Origin of the sequence: uncultured Dokdonia sp., from assembly GCF_947492535.1 — a bacterium.
GTDB lineage: Bacteria > Bacteroidota > Bacteroidia > Flavobacteriales > Flavobacteriaceae > Dokdonia.
Genome location: NZ_CANLNH010000026.1, coordinates 16,404 through 30,513, shown reverse-complemented (window position 1 = coordinate 30,513; position 14,110 = coordinate 16,404). Strand labels below are relative to the sequence as shown.

The window sequence follows — 14,110 nt, the reverse complement described above, 5'->3', positions numbered from 1 at the left end:
TAACGAATAACGAATAACGAATAACGAATAACGAATAACGAATAACGAATAACGAATAACGAATAACGAATAACGAAAATTAAAAAATCGCCTTGTGATACTATAGCATAAGGCAATTTTTTTATTGTATGTTGTATACTTCTATACTCTTCTAAAACTTCACTTGCAAAGTTGTATAAAATGCTAATGGTTCAGCAGGAATAATTCCTGGGCCTGGATATCCAGTGGCTCTTCTTGTAAAGTATGATTCATCAAGTGCATTATTAATACCCGCTTCGAGTCGCCAACGTTTATAAGTATATGCCGCCGAAATATCCAAAATTCCATAGGCCGGCACTGACCCTACAATTCCTCGAGGATCATCTAAACTTTGTGGTGCATTACTTGCATCTGTAAATTGCTCTGTTAAATAGGTGTATTGAACGCTTGATGTAAAGTTTTTATAACCAAAATTAACACCTGTTTTTAAATTTACATCAGGAATAAATTCTACTTTATTCCCTATAATTTCATCTGGAAGATCGACAACTACATTATTTCCTAAATTAGTCAATGTTAACTCATTAACATTTAGATATTCTGATTGTGTTAATGCAAGATTTGCAAACACGTTTAGTTTGATATTTTCTTTTTCTTCAAAGAACGTATTTCTCAGATTCCAATCTCCAAAGAATTCAAGTCCGTAGATAAAGGCATCCCCTATATTCCCTCTTACTCTCAATGTTCCTAATCCATCATTACTAAAGTTAACTTCACCTAAACGTTCATTGTAACGCACACCAAAAAGACTGACGTCGTAAGAGAGTCTGTTATCAATGCGACCTCTTGCGCCAATGTCAATGGTAAACCCTTCTTCATCAGTAATATCTTCATCAATGACAAACGATGGATTTACTACTCGAATATCATTAAATGTCACCGAGCGATAGTTTTGACTAATATTTCCGTATAGCTCTACCTTAGGATTTAACTGGTACGTAACTCCTGCTCCTAATAACAAAAAGTCTCTTTCAAAAGTTCTGTTATCAGGAATATCTTCACTTAATAGTATATTATCTGCAAGATCCAATACTACATTTGTAAAAAAACCTTCACTTTCTGTTTTTATATATTCAAAACGAAATCCAGGCGTAAGGGTAAGCTTATCGGTGATATTGAAGATATTTTCTCCAAAAACAGCAAGATTTTGATTAGGAAATTCAAATTGAGCTTGTCTTTGGAAATTAGGGAATTCATCATTAGTAAACGAAAAATCAGCATCTGCAGCTATGGTTCCAGGACCTTGACGTTGATTATTATTTGCATCGTAATATTTAGATCCTATCAAAAGTACGGCATCTTTTTTCCCTATGTTATAACGTGTCAATAATCGCGCTTCTGCTCCCCAATTTGAAAAATCATCCACCAAAACTTCTCTTGGCGCTTCCAAATCATCAGGAATGTCTGGACGATTTTCACGAAAACCTACAGCACTTCTACTTGCATCCAATCCAAAAAGATTCAAACTGAAATTTGTTTTCTTACTGAATTTATGATCTAGTCGTAACGAATATACCTTCCAATCAATGTCAAACCAATTACGGCCTCTATTACTAAAATCTGGATCTTCTATAAATTGTGTGTCGGTGAGTCCTCCTGCTTGTTTTGCTAGATAATTAAAGAGTGTTAACTCTCCAGTAATGGTTGTTTTATCACTTAATTTATAACCTACGTGAGCAAAATAATTACGGCTATTAAATTGAGAATTCGGTCGAAAACCATCGCCTTCTTTGTAATTGAAATAGGTATAATAACTAAACTTTCCTACCGTACCACTCAAGCTATTAAAAGAGGTAAGCAATCCAAAAGAACCTGCTGTTTGTCTTGATACGAGTTCTATTTTTTTATCTGGATTCGGTTTTTTAAACTTGAAATTTATCAATCCTCCAAACTGTGTTCCATATTGTAATGAGGCAGCACCACGTACTACTTGTATTTCGCTCAATGCTTCGGCGGGTGGTGTATAATAACTTTCTGGATATCCTAATACATCTGCACTGATATCGTAATTATTCTGACGGATATTAAAATTAGCCGAACGATTTGGATCTAACCCTCTACCTCCAATATTTAATTGCAATCCTGCATCACCATTTTCATAAATATTCAATCCCACCACTTGGCTATAGATTTGGCGAGGCGCATTAGCTGCTAAATTTCCCGTAATTTGATCTATCAAAACAACTTCACTCTTTTTACCTGCATAAATAGCCGTTCCCTCTACTTTCTTTAAAGAACGTAACGCAAATATTTTTTCTTTACGCGTACTTAATACTACTTCAGATAACGATTCGCCCAAAGGAACTAAACTATAATTCTTCTGAGTATCCTCCTGAACTGTAAGGGGCTCTTCAATCAACTCAAAGGATAATCCAAAAACGGTAAGTACATACGTTCCTTCTGCTACATTTTCAAACACATAGTTTCCCTGTGCATCGGTAGTCGTTACTTGATTTCCGCCTTGTAAATAGATTTCTACTTCTGGTAGCGGTGTGTTTGCATCATCAGTGATACGACCAGAAATGGTATACTGTGCGTGTGCACAAAATGATACGAGTATAAAAAACAATATATTATAAACCTTTAATCTCATCAGTGAAGGGTTTGATCCAATTTTTGTGTGTAAATGATTCTTCTATTCTTGCCAGATTTACATCTGGGTCTATATATGTAGTACTTAAACGTCCATTAAGGGCTACATAGGATTCTACATACACCTCAACATTTTGATGTCCTTGTGCTGTAAAATGATCGCGAAGATAGTGCGCATATTCCAAAATAAAGTCAGGTTGAAAACTCATTTGTTTTTCCTGCAAAGGGGTTAGGAAATCGGCATTATTGACATAAAAGCGCTTTCCAGTCACGCCATCTTTAATTTTAAACTGTGCATATCCTGATTTTTCCATGAGCATCACACGCCACGAAAAACGATAGCCTTCTTCTGTCCAGAAGAGTTCCCCGGGATACAAAGCATAACGCCAAGGGAGTAGTAGTTGGATACAAAAGAATATCGTTATCACTACTAATGCCATCTTATATCGTTTTACAGAAGTTGGTTGCCATACGGCGGTTGCTTCTAAAAGTACTTTGGGATATTTTACCGCTTTCGCGAAAGCGTATACCACTTTCTTATGAAACCCAGCATCAAAAAAGATCAATGCACTTACAATCATAATGTACGGAAACATTCCAATAGGAAATAATACGCGCGTCAATATATGGAAGATTACTACGGCTGCAAAAGCAAACGTTCGGGTGGGTTTCCAGAGTAATAAAAATGGAATAAATAAGTCATATCCTGCACCTATCCAGCTAAAGGCGTATTGTACCCATTCTTGACTTACTAAATCTCCAATAAATGGGATATCAAACTTGGAAGGCAGCCATATTTTTAAAGGCATGGCTTTCACTAACCAATCACTATTCAATTTTGCCAACCCTGCATATACATAAACGATTCCCAACAATAACTTAATACTATCAATAGTCCAGCGAGGTACATATCCAATAATGGCGGTATTGGTATGAGAATTATTCTTTATATGCTTTCGCGAAAGCGTATCCAACGAGAAATAATGACCTGCAGGTAAAAAGATGAGTAAGAAACTGAGTATCGAAATGAAATAGTAATGATTGAGATACATGGTTTTATCCATCAATTCTATATACGTAAAGCTCAAAAAAAAGCTAATCATTGCGATACGATACTTCCATCCCAAAGCAATCATCACCGCACTCACTGCACAAATCACAAATAAAAGATACGTCCATACTCCTAGAGGACGTACCCAACTAAATCCATAAAACGTGAAGTGAAAATCGGGTTGAATATAAAATTTATCAATCCATCCATAACTCCAAAAACGGATAATACTCACAAACATTAGAATTCCAAAAAACATACGAAAGACCGCTAAAGGAGCGGCCTCTGTATGGCTATTCAAATATGTTTGCAACCTTTTATTCATAAAAGCTTAATCTCCGTCTGCATCAGAAAAATCGATACTAATACTTAATGCACTGACCATATCTACTTTTACTAGAGGTACAATACGTTGTACTTCATCATAGGCATTTAAAAATGTAGTTGGCGGATTATTTTGTAATTCCTGCTCAAAGTTTCCTAATCCTTGTACAGATTGTCTTGCTGTAGTAAACTGGTTATTTATAATCGTACTTAAATCTGCACCATCTTTTATCACGTTAAGATCGTCTAGGTAACTACTTAAGCTTTCGCCTTGAGCGTTTCCATTGTAGGCACGACCATTAAAAAAGTCTTGTACAGCGTCAAGCCCAACTAAGAATAATTGTTTAGAAAGGTTTCCAGCATATAATGCTTCTATTGTATTAGGCTCTACAGATCCTGAAAATACACCTCCAGGAATTCCCATTTTACCTGCTCTTAAATGTCTTTCATAATAAAAGATATAATCGTTTACTAAACGGTCTACAGATGCTGTAGAAGAAGACCCACTGTTACTTACAAAGCTATCTCTAAATCCTCCTTGCCATTCGTTTAACACCGTAGTAATAAGGGTTTGCATATCTGCGACAATGTCTTGAAGGTATTGTTTATAAGCATCTCCCTCAGTTCCGTTATAGATGGCGAGTATAGCAGTATCATCTACTCCGATTCCAAAAAGAAGATAATCTAATGTTGGAAATCCTTTAGCGGCTCTATTAGAAGATAATCCTAAGTCATAAGAACCAGAAGCAATATTATCTTCTATTGTCGTTACACTTGCTGGAAAGATATTTACATTTAAACGAAGTCCTACCGTTTCTGCAGGTCCCGTTTCAAACATAGATACACGTTGCCAAGTGGTATATGCATCTAACCAAGCAGCTCTAATCGCTGTTAAATCATTTGAGTTGGTTGCAAATGCCGTTGTTTCTGTTTGAAGTGTATTTACTTTAGATTGAAAATCTACATAGCCTGGAACAATAATGTTATCGGCCCAATTTTCTAATATACCGATTCTATCAAGTGACATAGGAGGGATCGTAGGTCCACTACCTCCATCTGATGAATCATCACTAGAACACGCATACGCAAAAAGTGCAAATACTACTAATACTAAAATTCCAAAAATCTTTCTCATACCTATAGTCTTTTACCACCAAAAGGGAGCACTTTGGCTCCCTTTTAATTGTATGTTTATACTTAGTTCACAGTTCCTGCTTGTGCGACAGTAAATGTAAAACGACTTGCAATAGTTTCAGACATTTCATCTAATGCTGCTGGTGTAAGATCCCAAAATCCATTTCCAGCAGTTAATTGATCTATAAATCCTTGTACTTCTGCTCCAGAAAAATATGGTGCATTTGTTGCTGGGTTTCTCGTAAACTGCAAACTGTATATAAATCCAAATCCTTCAGAAAGATCGTGAAATGCTGCTCCAAAATCATTAGCTTCAATTCCATTTTTACCTTGTTGTAAATAGTATACAGCACGTATCCCTACTACTTGAGAAATTAATTCTCTTAAAATAGCAGTCTGCTCATCCCTCACATCGTAATCTTTTGCTACGATTGCTGCTCTTCCTAATACAAAAGCATCAAAAATATTATCTGCTATTCCTGCAAAATCACTATCTCCCTCTACTCTACCTATATACTTATTTAAGAAACTATCATCATCGCCTATTGTTAGGTTTGGATTTGTAAGATCTGCCGATGTTCCATAAACATATCCATAGGCTTCATCCCAAAAGTGTTCCATTTGTGTATCAGTACCACTATCATTTCTAGGAACATCATTATCATTATCTTCTCTATTAGTTCCTTCGTCTAATAATGTTGTACTTATATAGTTATTTATAATTTGATCAACCATTAAAGCTCCAATAAAACCTTTAGCGACAGCTTGATTATACTCTAGCCCTTTAGCATTTACATACCGAGTACTTCCTCCATCTGCTATCTGTCCAGCAACTCCTATAGCGGCAGCAGTGTTTTGTGCTAAGAAAACCTCATCAATTTGTGCTGATAAAAAGTCTGCAAAAAACTGTCTTATAGTCGCTGCTTCTGCATTATTTGAAGTAAAATAATCTTCCGAACTAGCAACTGTATTTCTTAATTGTCTACTCGAAGCATTTAAATCTTCATTCTCGAATGGTGTATTCTCATTCGCATACATATCTAATAATGATTGCGCTGTAGCAGTATCAAAATTTAACATAGAAGCAATTAATTCTTCTCCCATAAGTATTCGTTGTGTCTGTCCTGGAAAATTTACGGTAGACTCTCCATCTCTTTCAAAAGAATACGTATCAGGAACCTCTATTACAACTTGTGGATCTGGGTTTGGATCTGGATCTATTACTACTACGCCATCGTCGTCGTTACTACAGGATGCAAAAATTAATGTTGCTATGGCTAGTGTTGAAAATATCGTTTTTTTCATTTTTATTTAGACTTAATATAAATAGTGATTTATTTACGACGACAAAAATAATACAGAGAAATCATTTAGCCAAGTTTATTTAGATTAAATTTAAATAAGGAATGTTAAGTTTTGGTTACGCGTTTAAAAAGCCTTGCTATAGCTGACTTTGCAGTTGGGTTCGTACTGATTTTGCCCAGGTTTCTAGCTGTTCTTTCTGTTCCTCAGAAAGATTTCCGTGGATTAATGTATACGATTCTAATGGCATCTCACCTTCTTCTACTTCTTCAATAAGTTCATCCAGCTTATGATCTTTTTTCTTTATAGAGTAGCTTTCCCATGCTGCAAAATCAAGATGCTCTTTCCCTTCTTCTACATGATCTGCTAAGAAAAATGAAAAAGGAGCTATTTCTGCATACCAAGGATATACCGTTGTATTACTATGACAATCGTAACAGTTACTCTTAAGAATTGCCTTTACTTCTTGAGAGGGTTTAGTCTCTGCTTCAAAAGCAGCGATGTCTGAATAATCTCCTATATTTTTATCTGGTCTGATAAACTGAATAACGACCAATGCAATAAGTGCTACAATAGCAACAATTTTTAAAACTTTACGAATCATACAATGAATTTAAGGCGCAAAAATAAAAATATATGTACGTATACACAACACTATTTTTAATTATTCTAAATAAAATTAGTCAACATTCTATTTAACAGTCCACAGGAACTATACTATAGAAGCTTTGTTGTATAACTAGAATATTATATGGACTTTTACGGTAATGAAAATATACTCTACGCTTCATATTGGAGCATTTCACATACATCATTGTGAAGACTTCTTTCTACATGAACAAATAACCTCAAATAAAAAATTAATAGCAGTACTTGACGGATGCACAATGGGAACAGAATCTGTTTTTGCCTCTATGTTATATGGTAAGATTCTAAGAAAGGTTGCAAAAAATCATTTTTACCAAGAGTTTATATCAAACGAAACTAAAGATCAAAGAATAATTCTCAAACAAACTGTCAAAGAATTAATAACAGAAACTGTTACGATTAAAAATCAACTTGGGTTGGAAATTAATGAGTTACTTTCTACAGTAATTATAGGAATTATAAACACAGAAAATGCTTCAGCAGAATTCATTACCATTGGAGATGGATTAATCTATATAGATGGTGAAAGCTATGAATATGAACAAAATGACAAACCTGATTATATAGGATATCATTTATATGAAGATTTTGATATTTGGTATGAAGATCAAAATCAAAAGTTATCGGTTTCAAATTTTAAAGATATATCGCTTTGTACAGATGGAATATTTACCTTTAAACATTTAGAAAATAAAGAATATCAAAAATCAGAAACAGAAATTATTGAATATCTTTTAAAAGATACTACACATTCTGAGCATGATAACTTATTAGATAGAAAAGTACGTTTTATAAAAGATCAATGGAAACATATTGTTACTGATGATCTTGCTATTATTAGAATTATAAATACTCCATGAAAACAATAGACATGATACAGAATTGGGTAGGTTTTTTCACCTATCCTATTTATGATGAGAAAGGGAACCTATTAGAAGAGGTGGAAGAACGTATACAATTTAAGATGTCTATCAATCTTCATAATGGATCATTTACTGGTACTGCACAAGACGAAGAGTCAAAACATCTTTTTGATGAACCTGCTTCTATAAAAGGGTTTATAGAAAAAAACTTAGTTAGCTTTACAATGCACTACCCATGTCTTTACTACACAAATGAACAAGGAAAACTCGCTATAAATCCTGAGAAAAAACATCCAATTATTCAACATACAGGTTTTTTAAATGAAACCGAAGATGAGATTATAGGAGAATGGGAAATGGGCGAACTACCAGGCGAAGGCGACTGGGGTGAATTTGAATTGCGAAAAATGTGATGATTAATTATATATTAATCATCGATATATGATATTTGTATATAACTTGGCGTCGTTACTCCTACAATACCTCTTCCATCTCCAGAATCTCCACTATTAAGCAAACGATCGTCTGCCATCTGGTCAAAAGCAAGATTGAAATCATAATCCTGTCCAGCAACAAGGTCTACGTAAATAATATATGTTACTTGTTTAAAAATAGCAAAATAGCGTTGTGGCATTCCTCCGTCTGCAGTAGTATAAAAAGAAGTTGCATTTACATATTTTAAATAATTTACGCCATCAAAAGTAAATTGAAAAAAGCCTTGAGCACCTGCCACATCTACATCACCATTAATAGGTGCATTTATAAGTCCTGGGCCATAATTAGGAGCTAATTCTATTTTATACTTTCCAGTATACTTAGCTGTAAACGTACGGTTAGTTAAGCCTGGTATATCTTCATATACGGTTGCATTTCCATTAGCAGACACTCTTACTCCGAATAAAGAAGGGTCTGTTTGTGTTTGTTCAAACAATTCTGATTGTACTTTTGGAAAATACGATATCCATTGTGTACCGTCCCATATGTATAATCCCTCATATACATCATTCGTTCCTGTAAAAGTATTATTAGTATTGTACACCATTGTCCCTTCAACAGGAGCATTACCAGTTGCTGGATTTACGACAGGTGCATACACATGTGTCGCGGTAAGTATTACTCTTGGAAAGACAACTCCAGAAGTGGTACTATTTATATCAAGCATTGCATTAGGTGTAGGGGTATTAATTCCCACTTGAGCATTAACATCTAAAATTGAAGCAAAAAGCATAATCACTATTGTGATAATCAATGATTGGGGTTTCATAATATGATAGATTAGGTTATGTTAAATATAAATACCCCATTTTAAACGTTAATTAATACATGTTAAAATTCAAAAAACATCGTTAAAACAATTAAAAAAATCGCCAAAAAACCTATTTTCATTTTAATTCATCTAATAACCGTACTAAAACTACGGTAAAACCATAATTCATTTTTATTACATTATTTACCTATTTTTATATTATTATGAGTGATTTTACACTAGATTATTTAGACCATGTCGCCATACGTGTGAAGGATATAGAAGTATCTGCTTCTTGGTACGAGAAAGTCCTTGGACTCAAAAGAAAAATAGTTCCTGAATGGGGAAACTCTCCCGTTTTTATGCTTGCAGGTAAAACTGGGATTGCTTTATTTCCGGCTACATTAGATGACCCTACTATCGATACTACAACCAGAAATGTGAAAATAGATCATTTTGCTTTTCATGTGACTATGGAAAATTTCGCGAAAGCGAGAAAAAAATATGAAGTATTACAACTAGAATATATTTTTAGAGACCATATCTATTTCCATTCTATCTACACCAAAGATCCAGATGGACATACTGTAGAACTTACAACTATTGTTGTAGATTCAGATACATTCTATGCATAAACAAAATTGTATTACGTATGCTGAGATAAACATAAAAAAGCCTTCTAAAAAAGAAGGCTTTCCTTATACAAATTTCAACATGTTTCTTTTTAGTGACATCTAGGGCTTATCTGACGTTTACTTTATGTTTCATTTTGAAATAGGTTACGTTATTCAAGCAACTAACGTTTGTTAGGTACTTTTATTGTACATTTTACTATAATCAATTAGTATACCATAAGTACCTCCATTTATTAGTACCTATTGAAATGATCGATCTATAACAAGCCTATTTACAAAACTTGTACATAAAAAAGGAATCTATTACTTTAGAAGGGCTCACAAGACGTACACTATAACTTTAGATACCTCTTAACTGGATAGCTATGTATTGTTGCCATTTTTGGTTGAATGATTATCATTTCAAAATAAGTCCATTTGATATATCTGGAATCATAGTAACCTTAAATACATTTTTTAGAAATCGAATGAAGAGACGGTACCAAGAATATTTTAAAAAAATATTTTTATTTTTTGTCCCTACTTTAAAAAACAGCTTCGTCTTAGAAGTAAACAATCTTTAATTTAAAAACGACAATTATGAAAGAATTTATGATGATTTTTACAGGAGCTGATTATGCTGATCTTGGTTTATCACCCGAAGAATTACAAAGCCGTATGGGTAAATGGTTCTCTTGGGGAGAGAAAATGGAAAAAGCAGGTGTTTTACGTGGTGGTAATGCGCTTACACCAAATATACGTAGAGTTTCTGGGCAAAATAGAACCGTCACAGATCTTACTTCTGCCGAAGTAAAAGAAATTGTAGGCGGATATTATCTTGTAGAAGCCAAAGATGTTGATCACGTACAAGAGATTGCTCAGGATTTCCCAGATTATGATTTAGGAGGCACTGTAGAGATACGTGAAATCATGGTATTTGATAAATAAGTATGGAACCAAAACTCATAGATCATCTTTTCAGGCACCACTACGGGAAGATGGTCTCTGTTTTGGTACGTATTTTTGGACTACCGCATCTAGAAACAATTGAAGATGCGATACAAGATACGTTTATCAAGGCCACACTTTCTTGGAAAAACAATACACCTCAAAACCCTGAAGCATGGCTGACTCAAGCTGCAAAAAATAGAGTTTTAGATCTCTTTAGAAAACTAACCGCTCAAAAGAAACGAGTCCCTCATATTGCTTCAGGTATAGATACCATCGCTATTCAAGAATTATTTCTAGATACTGAAATTGAGGATAGTCAGCTACGCATGATTTTTACGGCTTGTCATCCGTATCTAAGTCCAAAAGATCGAATTGCCTTTGCTTTAAAGACTGTTTCTGGTTTTAGTAGTAAAGAAATTGCAGCAGCTCTTCTCACTAAAGAAGAGACTATCAAAAAACGTATTAGCCGCGCACGTGCTTCTATTCAAAAAGAAAATATTAGATTTCAAATTCCAAAAGGTAAAGCACTAGCTAAACGATTAGATAGTGTCATGGAGGTACTCTATCTTATTTTTAATGAAGGATTTCATTCTACAAAAAAAGAAATTATTGTTCGCAAAGAACTCTGCTCCGAAGCAATGCGCTTATGTAAAATGGTATTAAATCATCAAAACACTAAAACACCAAAAGTGTATGCCTTATTTGCTATTATGTGTTTTCATGCCGCTCGTATCGACTCAAAAACCACCCATGACAATCAACTCTTAGATTTACAACATCAGGATCGTTCAAAATGGTATTTTCCGCTTATTAATCTTGGGAACACGGCCATGCATAAAGCTGTAGAAACAGATACGTTTTCCACCTATCATTATGAAGCTGCTATTGCCGCCGAACACCTGAAAGCTAAGACATTTGAAGATACCAATTGGAAAGCAATCCTACATTGGTACGAATGTCTACATAAGTTGCAAGCTACTCCTATACATCTGCTTAATATGGCGGTAGTGCAATTACAGGATTCCCGCTTTCGCGAAAGCTACCAACTCCTGCAACAATTAGATCCAGAGAGTTTAGGCCAACGTAGCTATCTATATTATGCAACAGTATCAGAATATCATAGTACTCAAAAGGAATATGCTGAAGCCATAGTCCATATTGAGATAGCTTTACGCTTAGTAACGAATCAGCAAGAAAAAGAATATTTAGAGAAGAAGAGAATTGCGCTCATTCTTTAAATCATCGACTTCATCTTTAAGCATTTTATCAGCCCAAATCATTGCCTCTTCCAGGCCGTTATTGAATAGCTTAAATGGCTTTCTGCAAAAAATTTGTTCTATCGCTGTGGTAGAAGGATCTGTCCCTGAAGGCAAAACAATAGACAACGCCTTTAACGTTTTAATCTTATGTAAATATTCATAATCTGTAGGTACTACAGAATACGAATTTACGCGATGGGAAATATATACCCAAGGCCTATTTTTTAAAACCAACAATCCTTTAAAAAGTAACGATGCCGCCGAAGCATATGATAAATTAACACCTTCATTTACTTCTACAACAAGAATATTTTTGTTGTAAAAATAAACGGTGGCAATCTTACTAGTTATGATTTTCGTTAATTGAAAACGATTACTTACTTTATGTGGATTTAAGGACTCCATATCAGGCAAGATAGTACATTCTATTGAAAATAAAATATCTAAAAAATAAAAACCTTCTAACTCTATGTAATGTAATTATTTATAGATGAAGTGCAGTAATACCTATTTAATTAATTCTTTAAATCATACTTCTCAACCACGCGATCCACACAATTAATTCCATCAATTGCCGCCGAAATAATACCGCCTGCATACCCTGCTCCTTCTCCACAAGGATACAATCCTTTTATTTCTATATGCTCTAAGGTAACAGGATCTCGCGGAATCGATACTGGAGAAGATGTTCTACTCTCTGGCGCATGTAACACGGCATCATTGGTTAAATACCCTTTCATCTTTCTACCAAAAGTAAGAAATGCTTTCTTAAGACGCTTTGCTAATAATGGAGGTAATACTTTATTTAAATCTACCGAAACAATCCCTGGTTGATACGAAGTCTTTGGAAAGTTTTTAGAAATTCTACCATCTACAAAATCACGCATACGTTGAGCAGGCACTGCTTGTGTTTTTCCAGCAGCTTCCCAACAAGCACGTTCTACAGATTTCTGAAAATCTAAACATACAAACGGATCTTCTTCTTTATAGTTAGGTAAATCTTCTGGCGTCACACTCACAACAATTCCAGAATTAGAATACGGATTGTCTCGTTTGGAAGGGCTCCATCCATTGGTTACCACTTCTTCCTGTGCTGTAGCACAAGGTGCAATAATCCCACCAGGACACATGCAAAAAGAATACACCCCCATTCCATCCACTTGTTGTACTAAACTATAGGATGCAGGTGGTAAATACGGATTATCACTATCCCCATGATACTGAATATGATCAATCAATTCTTGTTGATGTTCTATACGTACACCTATCGCAAATGATTTGGCTTCTATTTTCACCTTTCTTTTATGCAATAAATAGAAGATATCTCGTGCACTATGCCCTGTGGCTAATATCACATTATCAAAGGGGAGCCAATCGGTATCATTAATTTGAATTTCTTTAATCTGATGATCAATAATTTTAAGATCGGTAAGTTTACTTTCAAAACGAACTTCCCCACCTGCTTTTATAATCGCCTCACGCATTGTGGTAATAATCTTCGGAAGTTTATTAGTTCCGATATGAGGATGTGCATCTACCAGAATATCTTCGACGGCTCCAAAATGCACAAACCACTCAATAGCTTTTAAGACATTCCCCCGTTTTTTAGAACGCGTATATAACTTTCCATCAGAATACGTTCCTGCACCTCCTTCTCCAAAACAATAATTAGAATCTTCATCTACGATGTGATCTTTATTGATAGCTGCCAAATCCCGACGTCGCGCGCGTACATCTTTGCCTCGTTCAAAAATAATAGGTTTCAATCCTCCTTCTACGGCACGCAAAGCCGCATATAAACCTGCAGGACCCGCACCAATAATAGCTACTTCTGGGGCATTATGCACGTCTTGAGGCACAAATGCAGGTAATGATTCTCGTACTTCGTTCTGCTTCCAAAATTCAATTTGCAATGAAATTTTCACGGGAGACTTACGCGCATCTATGCTTCGCTTTCGGATATCCCACTCTCGTACATCGTCTGCTCTTAATCTCGCTTTCGCGAAAGCTTTCTCAGCAATATAATCATCATCTTCAGCTTGATGTGGTAATACATTTATTTGAACGAGTGTACTCATGAAATAATC

General features: G+C 34.9%; 13 protein-coding genes. 5 read left to right on the top strand and 8 right to left on the bottom strand.

All coding sequences use genetic code 11. From position 1 onward, the window contains the following. Positions 1 to 151: 151 nt before the first annotated feature. The 5 genes from Q1A60_RS20995 to Q1A60_RS20975 form a co-directional block, all read right to left on the bottom strand. Positions 152 to 2,632 (bottom strand): TonB-dependent receptor, encoded by a 2,481-nt coding sequence (locus tag Q1A60_RS20995; protein WP_299769770.1) that lies wholly within the window; start codon positions 2,630 to 2,632, stop codon positions 152 to 154. Then, positions 2,613 to 4,007: an HTTM domain-containing protein gene (locus Q1A60_RS20990; protein ID WP_299769767.1), complete on the bottom strand. Its 1,395-nt coding sequence runs from the start codon at positions 4,005 to 4,007 to the stop codon at positions 2,613 to 2,615. The genes Q1A60_RS20995 and Q1A60_RS20990 overlap by 20 nt, the downstream gene beginning before the upstream one ends. Positions 4,008 to 4,013: 6 nt before the next feature. Continuing rightward, entirely contained in the window at positions 4,014 to 5,141 is a 1,128-nt protein-coding gene (locus Q1A60_RS20985; protein WP_299769764.1) for an imelysin family protein, read from the bottom strand. Between the two features lie 62 nt (positions 5,142 to 5,203). Beyond that, positions 5,204 to 6,445, bottom strand: coding sequence for a DUF4856 domain-containing protein (locus Q1A60_RS20980; protein WP_299769762.1), 1,242 nt, complete (start codon positions 6,443 to 6,445; stop codon positions 5,204 to 5,206). Positions 6,446 to 6,581: 136 nt separating this feature from the next. Continuing rightward, positions 6,582 to 7,046, bottom strand: coding sequence for a heme-binding domain-containing protein (locus Q1A60_RS20975; RefSeq protein WP_299769759.1), 465 nt, complete (start codon positions 7,044 to 7,046; stop codon positions 6,582 to 6,584). 163 nt (positions 7,047 to 7,209) lie between these two features. On the opposite strand from Q1A60_RS20975, the gene Q1A60_RS20970 reads away from it, so the two are divergent. After that, a complete protein-coding gene (locus tag Q1A60_RS20970; RefSeq protein WP_299769756.1) occupies positions 7,210 to 7,950 on the top strand; it encodes a protein phosphatase 2C domain-containing protein in 741 nt (246 codons plus the stop codon). Beyond that, complete coding sequence (locus tag Q1A60_RS20965) at positions 7,947 to 8,366, top strand: hypothetical protein (protein WP_299769753.1); 420 nt, start codon at positions 7,947 to 7,949, stop codon at positions 8,364 to 8,366. The genes Q1A60_RS20970 and Q1A60_RS20965 overlap by 4 nt, the downstream gene beginning before the upstream one ends. Positions 8,367 to 8,380: 14 nt before the next feature. On the opposite strand, the gene Q1A60_RS20960 is transcribed toward Q1A60_RS20965, so the two are convergent. Continuing rightward, positions 8,381 to 9,217: a hypothetical protein gene (locus Q1A60_RS20960; RefSeq protein ID WP_299769751.1), complete on the bottom strand. Its 837-nt coding sequence runs from the start codon at positions 9,215 to 9,217 to the stop codon at positions 8,381 to 8,383. Positions 9,218 to 9,423: 206 nt separating this feature from the next. Between Q1A60_RS20960 and Q1A60_RS20955 the strand changes: the two genes are divergently transcribed. From Q1A60_RS20955 to Q1A60_RS20945, 3 genes are all read left to right on the top strand, one after another. Beyond that, a complete protein-coding gene (locus Q1A60_RS20955) occupies positions 9,424 to 9,834 on the top strand; it encodes a VOC family protein (RefSeq protein WP_299769748.1) in 411 nt (136 codons plus the stop codon). Between the two features lie 579 nt (positions 9,835 to 10,413). Then, the gene (locus tag Q1A60_RS20950; protein WP_299769745.1) at positions 10,414 to 10,761 is read left to right on the top strand and encodes a YciI family protein; all 348 of its coding nucleotides are present in this window, start codon (positions 10,414 to 10,416) and stop codon (positions 10,759 to 10,761) included. Positions 10,762 to 10,763: 2 nt separating this feature from the next. Then, positions 10,764 to 12,002, top strand: coding sequence for a sigma-70 family RNA polymerase sigma factor (locus Q1A60_RS20945; RefSeq protein WP_299769742.1), 1,239 nt, complete (start codon positions 10,764 to 10,766; stop codon positions 12,000 to 12,002). Here the strand turns inward: Q1A60_RS20945 and Q1A60_RS20940 are convergent. Then, positions 11,970 to 12,428, bottom strand: a complete 459-nt coding sequence (locus tag Q1A60_RS20940) for a hypothetical protein (protein WP_299769740.1) — start codon at positions 12,426 to 12,428, stop codon at positions 11,970 to 11,972. The two genes, Q1A60_RS20945 and Q1A60_RS20940, sit on opposite strands and share 33 nt — an antisense overlap. A 110-nt stretch (positions 12,429 to 12,538) precedes the next feature. Next, positions 12,539 to 14,101 carry an FAD-dependent protein gene (locus tag Q1A60_RS20935; RefSeq protein WP_299769737.1) on the bottom strand — a complete coding sequence of 521 codons (1,563 nt, stop codon included), beginning with the start codon at positions 14,099 to 14,101 and terminating at the stop codon, positions 12,539 to 12,541. Between the last annotated feature and the right edge of the window lie 9 nt (positions 14,102 to 14,110).

Excerpts from the sequence above, each read along its gene's own strand:
- Q1A60_RS20995 (WP_299769770.1), bottom strand. The coding sequence starts at position 2,632 with ATGAGATTAAAGGTTTATAATATATTGTTTTTTATACTCGTATCATTT.
- Q1A60_RS20990 (WP_299769767.1), bottom strand. The coding sequence starts at position 4,007 with ATGAATAAAAGGTTGCAAACATATTTGAATAGCCATACAGAGGCCGCT.
- Q1A60_RS20985 (WP_299769764.1), bottom strand. The coding sequence starts at position 5,141 with ATGAGAAAGATTTTTGGAATTTTAGTATTAGTAGTATTTGCACTTTTT.
- Q1A60_RS20980 (WP_299769762.1), bottom strand. The coding sequence starts at position 6,445 with ATGAAAAAAACGATATTTTCAACACTAGCCATAGCAACATTAATTTTT.
- Q1A60_RS20975 (WP_299769759.1), bottom strand. The coding sequence starts at position 7,046 with ATGATTCGTAAAGTTTTAAAAATTGTTGCTATTGTAGCACTTATTGCA.
- Q1A60_RS20970 (WP_299769756.1), top strand. The coding sequence starts at position 7,210 with ATGAAAATATACTCTACGCTTCATATTGGAGCATTTCACATACATCAT.
- Q1A60_RS20965 (WP_299769753.1), top strand. The coding sequence starts at position 7,947 with ATGAAAACAATAGACATGATACAGAATTGGGTAGGTTTTTTCACCTAT.
- Q1A60_RS20960 (WP_299769751.1), bottom strand. The coding sequence starts at position 9,217 with ATGAAACCCCAATCATTGATTATCACAATAGTGATTATGCTTTTTGCT.
- Q1A60_RS20955 (WP_299769748.1), top strand. The coding sequence starts at position 9,424 with ATGAGTGATTTTACACTAGATTATTTAGACCATGTCGCCATACGTGTG.
- Q1A60_RS20950 (WP_299769745.1), top strand. The coding sequence starts at position 10,414 with ATGAAAGAATTTATGATGATTTTTACAGGAGCTGATTATGCTGATCTT.
- Q1A60_RS20945 (WP_299769742.1), top strand. The coding sequence starts at position 10,764 with ATGGAACCAAAACTCATAGATCATCTTTTCAGGCACCACTACGGGAAG.
- Q1A60_RS20940 (WP_299769740.1), bottom strand. The coding sequence starts at position 12,428 with ATGGAGTCCTTAAATCCACATAAAGTAAGTAATCGTTTTCAATTAACG.
- Q1A60_RS20935 (WP_299769737.1), bottom strand. The coding sequence starts at position 14,101 with ATGAGTACACTCGTTCAAATAAATGTATTACCACATCAAGCTGAAGAT.